General features: G+C 47.2%; 17 protein-coding genes. 8 read left to right on the top strand and 9 right to left on the bottom strand.

Annotated features, from left to right (window positions below; genetic code table 11):
• Positions 1 to 9: 9 nt before the first annotated feature.
• Complete coding sequence (locus KW844_RS00600) at positions 10 to 807, bottom strand: sterol desaturase family protein (RefSeq protein ID WP_218374775.1); 798 nt, start codon at positions 805 to 807, stop codon at positions 10 to 12.
• 369 nt (positions 808 to 1,176) lie between these two features.
• Entirely contained in the window at positions 1,177 to 2,295 is a 1,119-nt protein-coding gene (gene dnaN / locus KW844_RS00595; protein ID WP_218374774.1) for a DNA polymerase III subunit beta, read from the bottom strand.
• Positions 2,296 to 2,678: 383 nt separating this feature from the next.
• On the opposite strand from dnaN, the gene KW844_RS00590 reads away from it, so the two are divergent.
• The 6 genes from KW844_RS00590 to KW844_RS00565 all read left to right on the top strand — a co-directional run bounded on the left by KW844_RS00590 (position 2,679) and on the right by KW844_RS00565 (position 11,588).
• Entirely contained in the window at positions 2,679 to 3,938 is a 1,260-nt protein-coding gene (locus tag KW844_RS00590; RefSeq protein ID WP_218374773.1) for a pyridoxal phosphate-dependent aminotransferase, read from the top strand.
• 685 nt (positions 3,939 to 4,623) lie between these two features.
• Positions 4,624 to 5,229 carry a TetR/AcrR family transcriptional regulator gene (locus KW844_RS00585; RefSeq protein ID WP_218374772.1) on the top strand — a complete coding sequence of 202 codons (606 nt, stop codon included), beginning with the start codon at positions 4,624 to 4,626 and terminating at the stop codon, positions 5,227 to 5,229.
• A 9-nt stretch (positions 5,230 to 5,238) separates the two neighbouring features.
• On the top strand, positions 5,239 to 5,853 hold the full coding sequence (locus KW844_RS00580) for a TetR/AcrR family transcriptional regulator (RefSeq protein ID WP_218374771.1): 615 nt from the start codon (positions 5,239 to 5,241) through the stop codon (positions 5,851 to 5,853).
• A gap of 28 nt (positions 5,854 to 5,881) precedes the next feature.
• The gene (locus KW844_RS00575; RefSeq protein ID WP_218374770.1) at positions 5,882 to 7,237 is read left to right on the top strand and encodes a TolC family protein; all 1,356 of its coding nucleotides are present in this window, start codon (positions 5,882 to 5,884) and stop codon (positions 7,235 to 7,237) included.
• Positions 7,238 to 7,297: 60 nt separating this feature from the next.
• Positions 7,298 to 8,368: an efflux RND transporter periplasmic adaptor subunit gene (locus tag KW844_RS00570; protein WP_218374769.1), complete on the top strand. Its 1,071-nt coding sequence runs from the start codon at positions 7,298 to 7,300 to the stop codon at positions 8,366 to 8,368.
• 37 nt (positions 8,369 to 8,405) lie between these two features.
• Positions 8,406 to 11,588: an efflux RND transporter permease subunit gene (locus tag KW844_RS00565; protein WP_218374768.1), complete on the top strand. Its 3,183-nt coding sequence runs from the start codon at positions 8,406 to 8,408 to the stop codon at positions 11,586 to 11,588.
• Between the two features lie 222 nt (positions 11,589 to 11,810).
• On the opposite strand, the gene KW844_RS00560 is transcribed toward KW844_RS00565, so the two are convergent.
• The 7 genes from KW844_RS00560 to KW844_RS00530 all read right to left on the bottom strand — a co-directional run bounded on the left by KW844_RS00560 (position 11,811) and on the right by KW844_RS00530 (position 18,340).
• Positions 11,811 to 12,725, bottom strand: a complete 915-nt coding sequence (locus tag KW844_RS00560) for a glycosyltransferase family 2 protein (RefSeq protein WP_218374767.1) — start codon at positions 12,723 to 12,725, stop codon at positions 11,811 to 11,813.
• Between the two features lie 200 nt (positions 12,726 to 12,925).
• Positions 12,926 to 14,341, bottom strand: a complete 1,416-nt coding sequence (locus KW844_RS00555) for a nicotinate phosphoribosyltransferase (RefSeq protein WP_218374766.1) — start codon at positions 14,339 to 14,341, stop codon at positions 12,926 to 12,928.
• 11 nt (positions 14,342 to 14,352) lie between these two features.
• Positions 14,353 to 15,264, bottom strand: a complete 912-nt coding sequence (locus KW844_RS00550) for an NUDIX domain-containing protein (protein WP_218374765.1) — start codon at positions 15,262 to 15,264, stop codon at positions 14,353 to 14,355.
• A 96-nt stretch (positions 15,265 to 15,360) separates the two neighbouring features.
• Positions 15,361 to 16,047 (bottom strand): NUDIX domain-containing protein, encoded by a 687-nt coding sequence (locus tag KW844_RS00545; RefSeq protein ID WP_073082263.1) that lies wholly within the window; start codon positions 16,045 to 16,047, stop codon positions 15,361 to 15,363.
• Positions 16,048 to 16,058: 11 nt separating this feature from the next.
• Entirely contained in the window at positions 16,059 to 16,463 is a 405-nt protein-coding gene (locus KW844_RS00540) for a hypothetical protein (protein ID WP_218374764.1), read from the bottom strand.
• Positions 16,464 to 16,474: 11 nt separating this feature from the next.
• Positions 16,475 to 16,870 (bottom strand): nuclear transport factor 2 family protein, encoded by a 396-nt coding sequence (locus tag KW844_RS00535; protein WP_218374763.1) that lies wholly within the window; start codon positions 16,868 to 16,870, stop codon positions 16,475 to 16,477.
• Positions 16,871 to 16,984: 114 nt separating this feature from the next.
• Positions 16,985 to 18,340, bottom strand: a complete 1,356-nt coding sequence (locus tag KW844_RS00530) for a M20/M25/M40 family metallo-hydrolase (protein WP_218374762.1) — start codon at positions 18,338 to 18,340, stop codon at positions 16,985 to 16,987.
• 202 nt (positions 18,341 to 18,542) lie between these two features.
• Here KW844_RS00530 and gcvT point away from each other — a divergent pair, with 202 nt between their 5' ends.
• Entirely contained in the window at positions 18,543 to 19,625 is a 1,083-nt protein-coding gene (gene gcvT / locus KW844_RS00525) for a glycine cleavage system aminomethyltransferase GcvT (RefSeq protein WP_218374761.1), read from the top strand.
• A 109-nt stretch (positions 19,626 to 19,734) separates the two neighbouring features.
• Positions 19,735 to 20,208, top strand: a complete 474-nt coding sequence (locus tag KW844_RS00520; RefSeq protein WP_218374760.1) for an SRPBCC family protein — start codon at positions 19,735 to 19,737, stop codon at positions 20,206 to 20,208.
• Positions 20,209 to 20,210: the final 2 nt, after the last annotated feature.

The following is a 20,210-nucleotide window of genomic DNA, read 5'->3' as shown; positions in this document are numbered from 1 at the left end:
TAAAGATTGCTATTGTTTGTCCCACGGCAATTTCAGCAGTGGTCCTATCTGTTGATATTTATTATCCTCGTATTCATCCAGTCCGTATTTGATGGAAGTGGTGTCCGGTATGATTTTGAACGTACCAAACAGCCGGTCCCATATGGAAAATATATTGCTGTAATTAGAGTCCGTTTCCGGTTGGAGGTGGCTATGGTGGACCTTATGCATATCCGGTGAGACGATAATCCAGCTGAGGCCATTATCCAGCCATTTGGGCAGGTGTATATTGGCATGATTAAACTGCGACATCAGTACCGAGAGGGATTGGTAAAACATCACCATCCAGAACGGTACGCCAGCCACCAGTACGGCAATCAGTAGCGCGGCAATGCGAAAGAGGTTTTCTACCGGGTGGTGACGGAGTGCGGTGGTGGCGTCAATCTCTTTATCGGTATGATGGATTTTGTGAAACTGCCACATCCATGCGGTTTTGTGCTGCACGAGGTGCACGAGGTAGGCGCCTATGAAGTCGAGCAGTAACAAGGCGAGGATGGTATGTAGCCACAAAGGCAGATTAAACACATATAAGAGGCCGAATTTTGCCTTGGTAGTCCATATGCTGGCACTAACAATAGCAAAGGCGAAAGCGGTGTTTAAAACGGCTGTGGTGAGGGTAAGGAAGAGGTTGGTACCTGCATGGCGGTATTTGTTTCCCCGGAAGGAGAAGCGTGGTATGATTCCTTCCAGCATCCACAGGAGCAGCAGGCCACCAAGCATGATAGCGATGCGCCAGGGCGTAGGAATATGTTCAAAAAAAGTCACCATATGCAGGTGTATATAGGTATCAAATGAATATTAGCGGACTAAACTGGCCAACAACAAAACCTGCTCTGCATGGGATATGGGAAAAACTATGGGATTATAACGGATGGAACCCTCTTTCATCGTAAGTGCAACGTGTATGCGCCATCGTTATCCAGGGCTGATGATTACAAACGTGGTATTGATTCTTATAAACTGCTTAACTGTCTTATTTTCCTGTTGAAAAATTACGACTATTTGTGGAGTATACAAAGGGCTGCCGGCGGAGTTGGGTAAACAAAAAAGCAACCTCTTTGTGAGAGATTGCTTTATGTATTATCATTATGCTTCAAGCAAAAAACTTTTAGCAAAATATTAATGCGTGTATGCTTATTAGTTATTCAGCATGAGTGGCATTACCAGCATGAGGAGGTCTTCATTTTCTTCTTTTTCGGAAGGTTTGAGGATACCTGCTTTAGTAGCGGTGGCCAGTTCGATGCTGATTTCATCACCTTCGGCGGCGCCGAGCATTTCGATGAGGAATTTGGCGTTGAAGGCGATTTGCATATCGTCGCCGGAGTACTGGCAGTTCATGCGTTCGTTACCTTCGAAGGAGAAGTCAACGTCTTGCGCGGAGAGTTGCAGTTCACTACCGGTGATATTGAGTGCTACCTGGTTGGTGGATTTGTTGGCGAATACCCCTACGCGTTTGAGGGCGTTTTGGAAGTCGCTTTTCACCAGGGTGAGGCGGTAAGGATTGTCCTTAGGGATTACCACTTTATAGTCCGGGAATCTGGCGTCGATGAGGCGGCAGATCATTTGGGCCCCTTCGTGTTGTACGAAGAAGTGGTTCTGGCTGTAGGAAACTTTGATTTCAGAATCGTTATCCGGCAGCAGGGATTTGAGCAGGTTCAGCGGCTTTTTAGGGACGATGAAGGTGTCGGCCTGCGGGCATTTAACGTCTGTTCTTACGTATTTCACGAGGCGATGAGCGTCGGTAGCTACGAAAGTGAGGCTGTTGGGAGCCAGTTCAAAGAAAACACCTGTCATAGCCGGACGGAGGTCGTCGTTGCTGACAGCGAACAGGGTTTTGTTGATAGCGGTTACCAGGCCGGTGGCGGACATGGTAAAGGAGGTGGTGTCGTCTGCAGCCGGTTCTTTAGGGAAGTTCTCCGGGTTTTCGCCCATTACTTTGTACTTACCGTTGTCAGACGTGATTTCCACAGCGTAGGAGTTCAGATCGATGTGAAAGGTCAGCGGCTGATCAGGCAGGTTCTTCAGGGAGTCCATCAGAATTTTGGCCGGAATACATACTTTTCCGTTCTCTTTCGCTTCCACCTCCAGCTTCACCCGCATAACAGTTTCCAGGTCTGTGGCAACTACAGTCAGTTCGTTCTTATCAATCAGGAACAGGAAGTCCTCCAGTATCGGTAATACCGTATTGGAATTGATAACACCGCTGATCTGTTGTAATTGTTTTAGTAAAGTAGAGGAAGAAACAATAAATTTCATGATCTAAAAAGTTTGCTTGTCATTCGTTGGTTATGTAAACACCTTCCTGAAACATTCATGCGGGTTCACATGATACCTGAATTAAAGGTGTAAAAGTACTGTAAACAAAGATAGAAAGTTTTGTCAATCAGCCTAATTTCGTCACATCTTATACCCATTAATCCCCTCTTTTTTCACACTTTTCCAGATCGCTGCACACATTATGGGATAGTGTAATATTGGATGTTTGGTGCGAAAATCTCGCCTTAATTAGATATCACAACGATTTTTCGGCTGTTTGTTGAAGAATATGAAAAGAATCAATTGTTTCTTTTAAATTATATGCAAATGGGTTAGTTTTGCCGCGCGAAAAAAAATTCCAAAACCAACAAAAATAGCAGGTTATGAAACTGTCTCATTTAGCCGAAACACTGATAGGTTCCGAAATCATCAAACTGGCAGCTGAAATTAAGGAGAAGCAGGCCAAGGGCGAGAAGATTTACAACTTTACCATCGGCGACTTTGATCCAAAGGTTTTTCCCATCCCGGTTGAGTTTGAACAGGAAATCATAACTGCCTATAAGGAACACCTGACTAACTACCCTCCGGCGGATGGTATCCTGGAGCTGAGAACAGCAGTAGGTGATTTTATCGGACAGCGTGAGGGACTGCAATATGATCCTGCCAGGGAAATCGTGATTTCCTGCGGAGGCCGTCCTATCATTTACGCTACTTTCAGAACGATTGTAGACCGTGGTGAGAAAGTAATTTACGCCACTCCTTCCTGGAACAACAATCACTACACCCACTTCCTGGAAGCGGAGCACGTAGTATTGCAAACCACTCCTGAAAACTTCTTCATGCCTACGGCTGCGGAACTGAAGCCGCTCCTGAAAGGTGCTACCCTCCTGGCGCTCTGCTCTCCGCAGAACCCTACCGGTACTGCCTTTGGTAAGCAACAGCTGGAGGAAATCTGTGACCTGGTACTGGCCGAAAACAAAAGCAGAGGTGCTGATGAAAAGCCGCTCTACGTTATGTTTGACCAGATGTATTGGGTGCTGACCTTCGGTGATACACACCACCATAACCCGGTTTCCCTCCGTCCTGAAATGAAGGATTACACCATCTTCATCGACGGTATGAGCAAAGCCTTTGCCGCTACCGGCGTACGCGTTGGTTGGGCGTTAGGACCAGCTCACGTGATCGGTAAAATGAAATCTATCCTCTCCCACGTAGGTGCATGGAGCCCAATGGCTGAGCAAAAAGCCGCTGCCCGCTACCTCGTGCAAACAGAGAATGTGGATAAATACCTGGCTCATTTCAAAGCTGAGATCGAAGAGCGCCTCGTAAATATTTACAATGGCTTTGATAAACTGAAAAAAGCAGGTTATCAGGTAGATGCCATTGCCCCACAGGCTGCGATTTACCTGACCATCAAATTTGACCTGGTGGGTAAAACAACCGCAGAGGGCACCGTACTGGCAGATCAGGCGGCTGTTACTTCTTACATCCTCAACGAAGCTAAACTGGCACTGGTGCCATTCTCTGCTTTCGGTGCTGATAAAAATGCGCCATGGTACCGCCTCAGCGTTGGTACTTGCGTGAAAGAAGAAATCCCGGCTATGTTCGAAAAACTCGAAGCTGCACTGGCGAAACTGAAATAAGTATATTTAAATAATCCTTTTCCATTTAGGGGGTACAGGGCGTTTGCTTTGTACCCCCTTTTGTTTTGATTGGGGGTAAAGGGATTACACCTTCATTATTATATTTCACTTAGGGTCCAGGGTGTTTATGTTGTATTCACTTTTTATAGTGGGAGTTATAAGAGGGTGTATCAAAAGTACCATACACCCTCTTTTTATTCGGGTACCTGATGGAGGCATGTCGTCATTTAGACAACTCTCAGGCGCTTAATTTATTTTTGATTCATCCTCGGAAGGGAGGGTGCTTCGCACGCCTGGCCCCGGTCGGGTTTTGCTGGTTTTTGTAGCAGCTACTTTAGTTGGGTTGACCTCTTTGATAGGCGGTGGGCTACCCTGCCAAGCCTGGGGTATACCTTTTAACAAGGGCTGGCTTAGCCCCCCACTTTTTCTGGTTGACCCCATTCGGTAGCTTCCTGAACCTCCTTTCTCTCCTGTGTGTTTACCGGCACCCGCCGGCAAACACACGTCCAGCAGATGCCTTCGGCATCCGGTGGACGTAAAAAAGAAACTCCGTAAACCATCCCGGTTTTTGACTTCCTGACTTTTAAGTTCAAAAAGTTAAATACTTGTTAAACAGAATTTCCCCTTTTCTTATTAAAAAAAACTGTCTAATTTTGACCTTGAAACTAAAAAAGTCAAAAAGTTAATGCAAGCAGAGAACAAGGACGAAATGCGGGATAAGATCCTCGAGGCGGCTTTGAAGCGCTTTACCATTTATGGCGCCGGTAAAACCACCATGAACGAGATCGCCGACGACCTTCGCTGTTCTAAAGCATCCCTCTATTATTATTTTCCTGATAAAAACGGGATGCACCAGGCCGTACTGGAAAGAATTGGCGAAACCTACTTCCAGGAAATGGAGAAAGAAGCCAAAACCGCCAAATCGGCCAGCAAAGCATTGTACCAGCTGATCGAAATACGCAGGAACTTCGTGATGAAATTCTGTCGTCTCGAATTATTCAAACTGCTCAACGATAGCAACAGCCGCGTGCAGGAACAAATGATCGCCGCCAAAAAACGCGATATCGAACTCCATGCGGAAATAATAAAATACGGGGTAACCACCGGCGAATTCAAAGTCAAAAACCCGCATAAAACTGCCGAAATACTCGTGCAGGCCATGATGGGACTACGATTCACCGTGCCGGATGTTGTCACCGCCAACAATGACCTCGACGACGCCATCTTTGAGGAAATCATCGAACAACAAAAACTATTACTCGAAATTTTTATAAAAGGCATAAAAGCATAAACGGAAACCATGGTAGTGAGAGAAAGGATAATGGACGCCGCCAGGAAAATGTTCAGGTCTTATGGCGTCAAAGGTGTAACCATGTTTGATATAGCACGCGACTGCGGCATATCCAAAAAAACACTGTACGAGCATTTTGAAGATAAACAGTCCCTGATCAGCGAATCCATGCGCGAACTGCTGGACGATCATATCAGGTTCAATGCCACTAACCAGACCGATTCCGCCAATGCCATCGAGGAACATATGCACCAAATGCAGTTCATACGTTCCAAAGCCAGGACACTCAATCCTGTTATGCTTTACGAAATCGAAAAATATCATCCGGATACCTGGAAGGAAGTAGTGAGTTTTAAGACAGATCGTATCCTGTACAGCATAAAAGAAAATCTCAGACGTGGTATCACCGAAGGTCTGTACCGCAAAAACCTGGATATCGATATTGTTGCCCGCATGCGCCAGCTACAGCTGGAAGCAGCTTTCGATCCATCGCACTATCCGGCAGACCAATACGAAATTCACAACGTAATGGATGAAGTAACCACCCACTATATCATGGGCATTACCTCATCACAAGGCCAACAGGTAGCATACCAATATCTGCATTTTAAAGAAGAAGTTTAAAAAACACTACAAGGCTAATCTAAACAGTATGAAGCGATTAAAGTTGTCGCTTATCCTCCTGGTGGGGATAGGTGTATCTCATTGCTATGCCCAGGCACCACTCACGCTACCGGAAGCATTGAAATTTGCCATCAATAACAACCAGGGCCTCGCCAGAACTAAAATGGAAGAGGAAATGGGTAAGTTCAAAACTGACGAAGTGCGCGCCCAGGCACTCCCGCAAATAAATGGTAATGCCAATTATACAGATAACTTACAACTGGCTAAATCCATCCTGCCAGGAGATGTTATCGGCCAGCCCGGAAAAAATTTGGCAGTAGCCTTTGGTGTTAAATACAGCACCAGCGCAGGTGCTGAACTCAACCAACAATTATACAACCAAAGCGTTTTTACCGGCCTCAAAGCCGCTAAAGCGGGTGAGGATTATTATAAACTGCAAACACAGCAGTCCACCGAAGACCTGATCTATAACGTTTCCCAGCTCTATTATCAACTGCTGATCACCCAGGAAAATATCAAAAGCCTGGACTCCAATGTGCAGAAATTATCAGCACTGGTAACCGTTACCAAATCCCAGTTCGATAACGGCCTCGCCAAAAAAATCGACCTGGACAGAATCAAGGTAAACCTGACCAACTATCAGACACAACGCATTCAACTGATCAACCAGTACGCCATGCAAACCAACAACCTGAAAAGAGTGATGGGCATGCCACTGGAATCAGCCTTCGTAATACCTTCCGCTTCCCTGAAAGATATCGAAAACAACGCGGCGCAAGTGCTGCAACATGAAGATATCAGCCTGGAAGACAGAACCGAAATGAAAGTGCTGAAGAAACAGGAAGAACTGCAACTGTTCCAGAAAAAAGCATATCAGGCAGAGAATTATCCAACCCTCTCCCTCTTCGGAAGATACTCCTACAACGGGATGAGTAACCACTGGCTATACGAAAAAGGAGATGCCAACAGTACCCTCTGGTACGGTACCTCCGCCATAGGCCTCACCCTGCGTGTGCCCATCTTCGATGGTTTTGGCCGCCGCTCCAAAGTGAGCCAGGCAAACGTGGCTATCCGTCAGCTGAAATATACCATGGACGAAACTAAACTCGCCCTCAATATTCAGTACGAAAATTCCAAGCTGACCATGCGCACCAACATCACCGCCATTCAAACCCAGAAAGAGAATATGGAACTGGCCAACGAAGTATACTATTCCACACAGAATAACTATAGCCTCGGCCTGGCTGGCCTTACCGACCTGCTCAACGCAGAAACCTCTCTGACGGACGCCCAGAACAGCTATAACGCAGCACTCCTGCAATATAAACTGGCCGAACTGGATATGATCAAGAGTAAAGGCAACCTGAAATCTCTTCTAAACTAAACGTATAAACGAAAATTACCTGCTGTAAAGCAAGAAATAAAACAATCAAACATTTTGCAGATGAAAAAAATTATTATCTGGGGACTGGTTACTGTAGGAGCTGTGGTACTGATAATGTGGAAACTGAACGCCAATAAAAAAGCGAACGAAGCCAAAATTGAATTCGTAAAACAAAGCAACATAGGTGATATTCCTGTACTGGTACAGAAAGTATCCCGCAATGATTTTGCCGGCGGCTTCCTGGCCAACGGTAACTTCACGCCTATCCGCGAACTCTCCTACCTCGCCGAAACCTCCGGCCGTATCACCAAACTGCTGGTAGACGAAGGTAGCGTAGTGAAACAGGGGCAGGCCATCGCTTACCTCGACGGTGAAATCATCAGCACCGACCTGGAGTCCGCAAAAGCCAATCTGCAACAGTTGAAAGTAGATAAAGACCGCTATGAAGCTGCCTTTAAAACCGGTGGTGTTACCCAGAAACAGGTAGACGACGCACGGCTGCAGTACGACCTGGCTAAAACCCGCTATGATGCAGCCAGCCGCCGCGTAAGAGACACCTACGTGAAAGCACCTATCTCCGGTGTGATCAATAAAAAATATATCGAGCAAGGTGCCTACCTCTCACCAGGTAACAAAATGTTTGATATCGTAGACGTTACCCGTCTGAAACTCGCCGTAGCCGTGCCTGAAACACAGGTAGTTGGACTTAAAAAAGGCCAGAAAGTAGAAGTGACTTCTTCCGTATTCCCGGAAACGAAATACAATGCCGTGATCACCTTCATCGCAGCTAAAGGCGATAACTCCCTCAACTACCCGGTAGAAATGGAAGTGACGAACGTATCCGGCAAAGAACTGAAAGCGGGCATGTATGGCACTGCGCATTTTACATCTCCCGAAACAGATCAAACCATATTCATTGCACGCACAGCCTTTATTGGTGGTGTAAACAGCAACGAAGTATATGTAATGGATAACAACGTAGCCAAAAAACGTAAAGTTGTTGCCGGCCGCATCATCGGTGACCAGGTGGAAATCCGTGAAGGCCTCAGCGACGGTGAAACCGTTATCACCAGCGGCCAGATCAACCTGACCGAAGGTGCAAAAGTAGCGGTACAGCAGGCTGCCAAATAAAACATGCGTAACAGGTGACTGATCAAATTCTTGGAACATGAAGATTACTGAAGTATCGATAAAACGGCCTACCATAGTGGTGGTGGTATTTACCATCCTCACCCTGCTGGGTATCATGAGCTATAAAGCGCTGAACTATGAGCTCCTGCCTAAGTTCAGCTCCCCGATCGTAACCATCGCCACGGTATACCCGGGCGCCTCCCCTAACGAGGTGGAAAGTACGATCACCAAAAAAATTGAAGATGCGGTGGCATCCATGGAAAAAGTAAAGAAGATCATTTCTAAATCTTCTGAAAGCCTTTCCGTTATTACTGTTGAGCTGAATAACGATGCCAACGTGGACATCGCCCTGCAGGACGCACAACGTAAGGTAAACGCCATCCTGGCCGATCTGCCAGGTGATGCCAAACCACCTTCGCTGAATAAATTTTCTATCGACGACCTGCCGATCATGACGCTGTCTGCCACCGCCAACATGGACGACAAAGCATTCTACGATCTGATGGACAAGAAGATACAACCTATCCTCTCCCGACTGCCAGGCGTAGCCCAGGTATCCCTCATCGGTGGCCAGGAACGTGAAATCCAGGTAAACGTAGATCCTAAGAAATTACAGGCATTTGGTATGTCCATCATGGAACTCCGCCAGCTGATCACCAATGCCAACATGGACTTTCCTACTGGTAAAGTAAAAACCGCCGACCAGCAGATCCTTATCCGCCTGGCCGGTAAATATAAAAACGTAGATCAGCTGCGTAACCTCGTGGTAAAAACTACAGACGACGGTACACAGGTACGCCTGCTCGATGTGGCAGATGTACAGGATTCACAGAAAGATGCTGAACGTATTGCCCGCGTAGACGGTATCAACGCAATCGCCCTCCAGGTACAGAAACAAACCGATGCCAACGCAGTAACGGTATCTGAAGAAATGAAAAAGTCGATTGATAAAATCCAGAAAGAATATGCAGCCAACAAACTGCAGATCCTGGTGGCAAACGACTCTTCTGAGTTTACACTGGAATCAGCCAACTCCGTAATTCATGACCTTATCCTTGCGGTAGTGCTCGTGGCAATAGTAATGCTGTTGTTCCTCCACAGTATCCGCAGTGCACTGTTCGTAATGATTTCCATCCCGGCTTCACTGGTGGCTACTTTCATCGGTATGAAACTGATGGGTTTCTCCCTCAACCTCATGTCGCTGCTGGGGCTGTCGCTGGTAGTAGGTATCCTCGTGGATGATGCGATTGTGGTACTGGAAAATATATACCGACACATGGAGATGGGTAAAAACCGCGTACGCGCTGCGTTTGAAGGTGTAAAGGAAATCGGATTTACCGTAACCTCCATTACCCTCGTAATCGTGGTGGTGTTCCTGCCAATCTCTTTAACCAATGAGCTGGTATCTAAAATCCTGCGTGAGTTCTGCGTGGTGGTAATGATTTCCACGATGCTGTCGTTGCTGTCATCGTTTATGATTGTACCGCTGCTCTCTTCCCGCTACGGAAAGCTGGAGCATATTACCGGTAAGAACGTATTCGAAAAATTCATTCTCTGGTTTGAAAAACAATTAGGCAAATTCACCAACTGGATGACGGGCCTGCTTCGCTGGTCGTTGGGCCATAAACGTTATGCGTTAGGTTTCTCCATTGTGTTGCTGATACTGTCTTTCATGCTGGTAGGTAAAGGTTACATCGGTGGTGAGTTTATCCCTAAGGGCGACCGTGGTCAGTTTATCGTGATGCTGGAAATGCCAAAAGATGCATCTGTTCAGCAGTCTAACCTGAACACACGTACGGCGGAAGCATATCTGAATAAGAAAAGTGAAATTACCCGCTTGATTACCACCGTAGGTCAGACTTCTGAAGATGGTTTCGGTACTTCACAGTCCACCGCGTACAAAGCAGAGATCACCGTAATGATGGTACCTGCGGAAATGAGAACTGACGGTTCTGACATCTATGCAGCAAAAATTAAAAAAGAACTGAAAGCCTTACTGCCGGGTGTGAAAGTAAAAACCACGGATGTGAGCATCCTCGGTACTGCTGAACGTGCACCGGTAGAACTGGTGGTGATGGGTTCTGAACTGGACAGTGTAATGGCCTTTGCGAAAAAAGCGATGGACACGCTCAAAACCGTGCCTGGTGCGAGTGAAGTGAAACTGTCGGTGGAAGAAGGTAACCCGGAAATCAACGTACAGGTAGACCGTGATAAGATGGCTGCGCTGGGCCTTACCCTCGATAATGTGGGTGGTACTATGCAAACTGCCTTCAGCGGAACTGCAGACGATTCTAAAGTGAAATTCCGTCAGGGAGATTATGAATATGACATCAATATCCGCTTCGATGATTTCAACAGAAAGAATCTGGAAGACGTTGCGAATATTCAGTTCAGAAATAATAAAGGACAACTCATTAAATTATCGCAATTTGCAGCCGTAACCGAAGGTTCCGGACCGAGCCACCTCGAGCGACGTGATAAAAACACCTCTGTTTCTGTACAGTCGCAGGTAATGGGACGTCCTTCCGGTACTGTTACACAGGATTTCCAGGCTAAGCTGGAAAAAATGAAACGACCAGCAGGTGTTAGCTACCTGTTTGGTGGTGATGCGGAAAACCAGGGCGATTCCAACAGCACCTTAGGTGTGGCACTGTTGATTTCCATTGTGATGGTATACCTGATCATGGTGGCGCTGTACGACAACTATATTTATCCATTCGTAGTATTATTCTCCATTCCGTTAGCGGTTATCGGTGCATTGCTGGCATTGGCACTGACCAATAATACGCTCAATATCTTCACTATCCTGGGTATGATCATGTTGATTGGTCTGGTGGCGAAGAATGCGATCATATTGGTGGACTTTACCAACCAGATGAAGGAACAGGGCCAGAGCACCTTTGATGCGCTGATTCATGCGAACAACGCACGTCTTCGCCCGATCCTGATGACTACCATTGCAATGGTGATCGGTATGTTGCCGATTGCGCTGGCAACAGGTGGTGTGGCCTCCATCAATAACGGTCTGGCATGGGTAATTATCGGTGGTTTGATCAGCTCCATGTTCCTGACGCTGATTGTGGTACCGGTGATTTATATGATTGTGGATAAGATCATGGCCCGATTCGGTATTGGCAAGCTCTCCAAGAAACGTTACATCCGTCAGCGGATGGTCGCTTCTTACGATGAAGTGCCTTTAAACGAAGCACATATGAACTAAAATGCAGGCTGGTTGATTATACCAGTATGCTCGATAATATTTAAGTCTTGTTACTAACAGTGTAACAGTTGTAGGTTTAGGTAATAGCCGGAATAATCTTATTCCGGCTTGTTTTTTTATACCCACTTTCAATTTGGGGCCTTTGGCCCCAAATTGAAAGTGGGTCATTCCCGTCGCCATTGGCGACGGGAATGACCCACTCAAAAAATGGCTTGCTATTTACTAGCTAATCAGTTTATAATTCTTGTACTCTCCAATTCTCCAGCCAGTGATTTTTTCAATCTCGTGCAATACACGATGTCTTGGTTTGAATCTGCCGCGGGAAGGATCGTATTTAAACTCCCAGTTTTGTTTAGCGATTACCTCGTTCATTACCGCCGGATGTGTACCCTCAAATGGTGCGAGGATATCAATTACACCGTGGAAATCGAATGCTTCGGCTTCTTTACTGAACTCAGGAGAAGCGGAGCCCTGTGAATAGTAGCTGCCGAACTTTTTCAGCTTACCGCTCAGCAGGTAAGGGTTACGGCAATACGAATAGTGATAAACGCGGGCATCCAGCATTTTTACTTTCAGCTTGGTACCATTTTTCCGTTCGTCTTCCATGTAAGCGGCCTCGGAATCGTAGAGGCGGAAGCCCTGGGAGTCGCGATAGCTAAATACTTTTTGGTCGTTGCGGGTAATGCGTATTTCCTTGCTGTGCCATTTACGGGTAGGCCCGATATGTTTATAGTCTCCAATGAAATGATAGAAAGGAAACAGGAAGCCATCCACTTTTTTATCGTGGAGATGCTCCTGCATAGCCTGTCTGATTTCAGGAATATCTTTTTCGTGTATTACCTCATCCGATTGGATATGAAAAGCCCAGTCCGCATCCGGAGCAATGGCTTTCAGGCCGATATTAGCCTGCTGTGCAAAGATTTTTCCACCTTTGGTCATGGCAGGGTCCCATTCCGTATCGATGATGCGGATTTTAGGTGAGCCAATGGCCGCAATGGCTTCACGGGTGCCATCGTCGCTTTTGCCGACTACGGCAATGAATTCGTCTACTAAGGGTAATACCGAAGTGATAGATTGAATCACCGGGTAACCGTACGTAAAGCTGTTACGCATGTACGAAAATCCACTTACTTTCATAGGATGACAGTTTTAGAATATTTTAGTCGCATGTTGATATCTAAAGTTTGTTGCTATTGGCATAGCGCCCACATTGTAGGCCGTGACAGTTGTAATCTTTCCAAAATTAACTAAAAAAGCAGCAATAAGGTAGCAGATAAGGTTAAACGAGGCGGGCCGCTCCATTGGAAGCGGCCCGCCTGGTACTTTTAAGGAAACTGTTAAAATTTCGCGTTATGCCTCACCTCGTCAAAGGTAATATTGGTGGTGAGGTGCCCGTTTTCGAAAACGGTGATCAGCTGGTCTTCCAGTTCCGGACGTTCGTCCTGGCGCATGGTAACCAACTGGCCGTTTTCCGCTACCAGTTTGAGTTTGCCGGCTTTTGATTTTTTGAAAGATGTGCGCAGGTTGCCTTGTGCGTCCAGCTCCACCGGGCTTTTCTGTACATCAATGTGCTGGCCGTTTACCTGTGCGTAGGAGCATTTGAGTGCAAACTCCTGTGTATCACGGTTTACGCGTTGTAATAGTGCGCCGCCCATGCCCAGTACCAGGTTTTCGGCGCTGATGCCGGCTGTGTCAAGTGCGGCAAATATGCCGGGGATGGAGCTGTAGCTGATACCGTCGCCCTGTATTACGCGTACCTGCGGTGGCAATACTTTGTATCCTTTTTCATTCACGGTGTATCCGAATTTGTTCATCAGGATGTCGAATACGCGGAGCAGGGTTTGCACGGGGTCGCCGCTGTCGGGGCGGATTACGAGGGTACCTTTCCGGGCCAGGATCTGATCTCTTAGTTCAGTGCCCCAGTATTGTTCGCAGGCCCGGAAGATGTTGTAAGAGTCTGATACGCAGGCGATAGTTCCGGTTGGGAAGGTGTTGAGTACATGTTTGAAAATTTCCAGTTCACCTTCTTCGCCGAGCAGGGTACAAATGCTATGTTCAGTAGCGGGGATGGAAAGGCCGGGGGCGGTTTTTGCCTGGTAGTATCTCTTAGCGTAGGTAGATCCGGCGATGGTATCGCTTCCGGAGAAGCTTACCAGGTGGGCGCTGCCACCGATGCCGGCACTTTCTACAGAGCTGGCGCCGCGGAAACCGAAGTCGTTCAGTACGAAGTCGATACCGGCGAAAGCTGCTGCAGAGGCAGTTTTCTCGTAATATTGTTTCACTATTTTTTTAATCTCCCGGGATACAGAAGCCACGGTACAAGGGTACCAGACCTGCATCAGCAGTGTTTCCAGGAAGTTGGTGAGCCAGTAGCATTCCGGGTCAGTATTTTCGATGGTCATGAGTACGTTCCTAACGGGAACGACTGTACCTTCTTTTACGGCTTTGATGCGTATAGGCAGCTTGCCACCGTGTTGGTTGATGATGTATTCGAAGCGGCTGCGGTCAAAAATATCGTCGCGACCAAACACCTCCAGTAGTTCTGTGCTGGCTTCATCCAGTTTTTCTTTGGTGATCACTACACCTTCCAGGTATTCTTTCAGGAAATATTGTAGTCCATAGAAAACGGTTTCGTCGAATTTGCCTCCTCTGCTTTCCATGTATGAATAGATGTATTCAGTACCGGGAATGTAGAATTTATGGTGGGAGTACTTATAGGCGTCTGCGAGGAGGAGAAGATTTTCTTTTGTCATGGCCGGTGTATTTAAGCTTGGATAAAGTATTTATTGAACAGTTGCTGTAGTAATGGTATATGCGTATCCGTTATGGTGCCGTCTTCAATCAGCTGGGGAATGTCTTTTACGGTAATCCACCGGAGTGCTTCGAGGTCGTCGCCTGCGGCAGGTTCGCCATAAACGAGGTTGGTAGCGAACAGCGTGGTGATGATTTTATTGGTTTCGTTGCGGTAGCGCCAGTCGTTTACCCGGAGGGAGGTAACGTATTCCATTGCGCTCACTTCAAAGTCGCCGCACTCTTCCTGTAGCTCCCGCCTGGCGGCTATTTCGAAAGATTCATCCGTAGGGTCAGAGAACCCGCCGGGGAGGCGCCATTCGCTTTCGTTTGGCTTTTTGCCGAGGAGCAGTTCCTGGTGGTTGTTCCTGAATACGGCGATGTCTACGGTGGCGTATACAGAAGGGAAAAGGCCGTAGGTATTATAGATGATGCCGGCTCTGAATTCTTCCGTATCAAATACCTTATCGGAGATGGCCTCCCGCAGGGCGGTGGCGTTGTAGTCCTTCACCGGGGCGAGGGCTACTGTTTTATATTTGCCGCTGTAGGCGTTGATAAAGCTATCGCGACTACCATACAACAGGAATGATTCGTGTGGGAAGTTGGTGCGGAGCAGGTCATCCAGTTTGTTGGACCAAACTTTATCGGATTTCTGGTCGCTGATCGGGAGAACGATTATTTCCGGGAACAGCTGTTTGATCATCCGTTCGCGGGTGTAATAGTCCAGCGGATTTTTGCGGCTGCCTTTAACGGGGCTTACGCCTAATACAATCAGTACACGGTTGTGGTGTTCCTTTACCTGTCTGATTATTTCCAGGTGACCTTCGTGTAAGGAGGGTGTCTGAAACCTGGCGATAATAACTCCTGTGGGCTTTGTTACTTGCATCTTCGAGCTATTTTGTGTAATTGTTACACAAATATAATAAGGTATTTGAATCTACCAAAATAATTTTTGTAAAAAATACACAAAATAGACTTCGGGTTATATTTCGAAGGCCATTCCGTCTTTTTTCAGCTGGAAGTATTTTTCTTCATTGAAGCTGAAAAGCTTTGCCGGGCGGCCCTGCGACACTTGTTTCTGCTTCTCGTTATGTGCGATGAGGATGCCCAGGTGATTTATTTTTTTCTGGAAGTTGCGGCGATCGATGGGCCTGTCGAGCAGTGTTTCGTACAGCTTTTCGAGGTCGGCGATCGGGAATTTTTTATCCAGCAGCTCAAATCCGATGGGCTCGTACCTGATTTTGTTTCGGAGTCGCCCTACGGCCAGGTTAATAATGGTAGCATGGTCAAAGGCGAGGTCTGGCAGGTCCTTGATATTGAACCAGGAGGCGTCTTCTGCATCGGAGCTGGCGGCCAGCTTGAAATTGGTGGGATTTACCAGTCCGAAATAGGCGATGGACACTACGCGGCCGCGGGGATCGCGGTTGGGCATGCCGAAAGTATATAATTGTTCGAGGTAGTTGATATTCACACCGGCTTCGGTGAGGAGTTCTCTGGTAACGGCATGCTCGAGGGATTCTTCGTCGCGTACGAAGCCTCCGGGCAGCGCCCAGCTGTGCAGGAAAGGTTCGATGGTACGTTTGATCAGCAGGACCACGATACCTTCCTTGGGTATATATCCGAATACAACTGCGTCTACGGTAAGTTTTATTTGCTGTCTGATGGCCAATGTTAACCGGATTATTTATTAAGGTAATGATCTAATTGAGCAGTTCCTTTGTGGAGATTTATAAACAGCGGGTTTTTAGCCGGATCGAAAACGATGATGGTATTCATTTCCCAGATATCCTGCGGAGCAGGCAGTTCGATCATCACTTCCTGGTTGTTGCTTCTGACAAACAGGAGGCTGTCTTTTCCGGCCATATGAGGTTTGAATCCCTGTTGCTGCAGGTATTCAGTGATTTGTTGTTTGAGGGCCATTACGGAGTCGGTCAGCGGACCCGGGGCTGGCTTATGTTCGCGGTAGATGTAGCTTTTTTCAGTGATCACGTCATACCTGGATCTGTCTGTAGTGCCTTCGCGCTGAGGGTTACAAGCAAACAGCAGTCCGGCTGCCAGGGCCAAAAGCGATAATATCTTTCCCATATCTTCCAATGTTAATGTTCGTAGCAATCATAATTCCGCTGGCGGTATATTTTACCGTCGCGGAATTCAATTATAGTGCAAATAAACGCTTTCATGGTCTGACCGCGGCGAAATTTTCCTGCGTCCACACCAATTTCTCCTCTCCATTCGGCCTCCACTACCAGTGTATTCCCGTTTTCAAAGGCCTTGAGCACGCTGTAGTGCTGGGTTTTGAGAATGAGCCGGGTAGTGGCCATACTTTCCAGTATGATGTCGAAATTCCTTTGTTTAATATCACGCGACATCTGATTGGGGTATTCAGTTTGAATGATATTTGGATGAAAGATGCTGGCAAATTCAGCCGCGTCCACTGAAAAGTTCTCCAGCAGCTGAAAGTACCGGTATACTACCGCCAGTTTTTCGTCCATTCAGGAATTTGATTACGAATTACAAATTACGCAATACTGCCCAGCTATGGTATAGTCGGACAGAAACGAATTGCGAATTTATAAAATTCGTTAGTATATCAGCATCAGCTTTGATTATTTGATGGCTGCGGTGGTAGGTTCCGGGGTAGCGGTAAAGGCCAGTTTTTCCAGGTTATCGGTTTTTTCCATCAGTTCAAATACCAGTTTCATCACGGTGAGGGTGCCTTCGTAATTGATTTTATCTGCGCTGTCTTCCGGCAGGTGGAAATCATCCAGCCCGGTAAAGAAAAACAATACAGGGATCTGTTTCCGGTAAAAGGAAGTATGATCTGAGTTCCCTACCCCGCTGGCTTCATACACTACTTTAGTTTCCTTGTCAGCGTTTTCCAGCAGTTTTGACCAGGAAGGGCTGGTGCCCATGCCGGCAATCTGCAGGCCATGGGATGGATTGAGGCGGCCTATCATATCCAGGTTGAGCATGTAGTTAGCCTGACTCAGGTTTATCGGAGGATGGCTTGCCAGGTATCTGGAGCCGCTGAGCGACTGCTCATTGCCCGAAAAGGCCACAAACAGGTAGTTGGTATTTTTTAATTTGGAGGCTTTCACCTGCCTGGCCAGCTCCAGCAGTGCTGCAATACCGCTGGCATTGTCATTGGCGCCATGGTAGAGCATCTTGCCTTTGGTGACGCCGTTGTTATCCTCTCCGTAGCCCAGGTGGTCGTAATGTGCCCCGATGATCACCGTGCGTGCGGCTTTATTATCTACATAACCAATTACGTTGGTACCGGTTCTCTTAACCGGTTTGAGGGCTACGTTAAGCTGAATAAGGAAGCTGTTGGCCTCTTCATCGGCCAGTATTTTGCTGATCTCTTTGCTCACCCATACTGCCGGGATGGCCGCTGCTGTTTCATTGGTTTCCAGCCAGCTGTTTATTTCGGGGAGAGATTCAGTGCCGTTAAAAAATATGATGCCCGTAGCGCCCGCCTTCCCAGCTTCGGCGGTTTCGCGCTGGTACATCTCCCGGCGCGACGCGTACTTCGCGGTGTCCAGCTCTGCCACATTGATCAGCCAGATGTTATCCGGTTCGTTTGCCTGGGGCAGCACCTCTCCTTTTGCCGCTTTGATAGCCGTAAATGGCAGCGGCACATATTGGGTACCCGCGGCAAGTGCTTTGTGATTAAGCTCAAAGCTGCAGGTGGCCGCAGGTTCGCGACCTTCCTTTACAGAAAAGGTTTGCAGAAATCCTTCCGTTCCCATGGGGAGCAGGCCTATCTGCTGCATCTGACTCTGGATGTATTCAGCAGCCAGTTTTTCGCCGGGAGCGCCGGTAAGGCGGCCTTCCAGCTTGTCGCTGCTTAAATAGCTGATGTGCTGTTGCAGGTTTGTCAGGGTTTTTCGGTCGCTCTTTTTCTGTGCGCTTACTAACACGGTAGTAACTACCAATGGTAAAAGCCAGGTGATCTTTTTCACAGCAAACTGGTTTTGGGTGTGAAGGCAAAATTACGAATTACCTCCTTGCAATAAAGAAATTCATGCCAGTTCTTTTTTACTATCCATTGTATATTAGCTAATTATAATATAACCCTTCGGTCTGTTAATCGTCATTCGTAGAACGGGGTTTGCTGTTGGTATAAGTCAAAGTGCTATTTTTGCCGCGTTTTAAAAAATAAGTATGAAAAACACGCCTTTTACAGAAAAACACATTGCGCTGGGTGCGAAAATGGCTCCATTCGCAGGTTACAACATGCCAATATCCTATACAGGGATCAACGACGAACACCAGGCCGTACGCACCAATGCAGGAGTTTTTGATGTGAGCCACATGGGCGAGTTCATGCTGAAAGGGGAAAACGCACTGGACCTGATTCAGCGTGTAACCTCCAACGATGCCTCCAAACTCACTGCAGGTAAAGCGCAGTACAGCTGCCTCCCTAACGACGATGGCGGTATCGTAGATGACCTGCTGGTGTATTGCATTGAGCCAAACAACGTGTATATGTTGGTGGTAAACGCCAGCAACATTGAAAAAGACTGGAACAGAATCAGCCAGTTCAACACGAAGAATGTGGAAATGCACAATATTTCCGATAAAACCTGTCTCCTCGCCATCCAGGGGCCTAATGCTACCAGCATGCTGCAGCCGCTGACCGAGATTGACCTGGTAAACCTGAAATATTACACTTTCGCTAAAGGCGAATTTGCAGGTGTGCCTAATGTACTGATCAGCGCTACCGGTTACACCGGCGCCGGTGGTATTGAAATATACTTTGAAGATGCAGACGGTGCGGCCAATAAAATCTGGGATGCACTGTTTTCATTGGGTAAAGGTCTGAAACCAATCGGCCTGGGTGCGCGTGATACCCTCCGCCTGGAAATGGGCTTCTGCCTCTATGGTAATGATATTGACGACCGCACTTCCCCTATGGAAGCAGGTTTGGGCTGGATCACCAAATTCACTAAAGATTTCCCTTCCCGCGCTATTTTCGAAGCTCAGAAAGCTAACGGAGTGGCACAGAAACTGGTAGGTTTTGAAATGGTGGACAAAGGTATTCCCCGTCACGACTACGAAATTAAAGACGCTGCCGGCAATGTGATTGGCCGTGTAACTTCCGGTACCCAATCCCCTAGCCTGCAAAAAGCTATCGGCCTCGGATACGTTAAAACCTCCCATGCAGCGCTGGATGGAGAGATCTTTATCGCCGTACGTGATAAGCTCCTGAAAGCAAAAGTGGTGAAGGTTCCTTTCCTGGGATAAGCATAAAATTGTTGTACCGGCGAATTGAAATATGAATAGCCGGTTAATATTATTAATTTCGGTGCCTGGAATTTCCGGGTACCGGAATTTTTGTAATTACACCATATCTATGCCCACTATTCATCTGACGACCGTCATCCACGCACCGCGGGAACGGGTCTTTGACCTTAGCCGTAGTATAGGACTCCATAAAAAGAGTATGGAGCGCACAAGGGAAGAGCCGATTAAAGGTAAAACCAGCGGACTTATTTCCTATGGAGAATCCGTGACCTGGCAGGCCAAACACCTGGGGAAACTCAGGCAGCTGACCACCAAGATCACCGCCATGGATAAGAATGTTCACTTCACCGACGAAATGGAGGAGGGAGATTTTACATTTATGAAGCATGATCACTATTATAAGGAGATCGGCAACGGCACCGTCATGATTGACCTGATGGAGTTTGGCACGCCTTACGGCTGGCTGGGCAGAATGGTGGAGCGTTTTTACCTGGTGAACTATATGACGAAGCTGTTATGCCTTCGCAACGATACTATTAAGGAGTATGCGGAATCTGACAAGTGGCGGGTGATCCTTGATTAATG

The organism is Chitinophaga sp. sic0106 (assembly GCF_019219075.1).
Classification (GTDB): Bacteria; Bacteroidota; Bacteroidia; order Chitinophagales; family Chitinophagaceae; genus Chitinophaga.
Note: the sequence above shows the minus strand (reverse complement) of the source record. Positions and strands in the feature narration are given on the sequence as shown.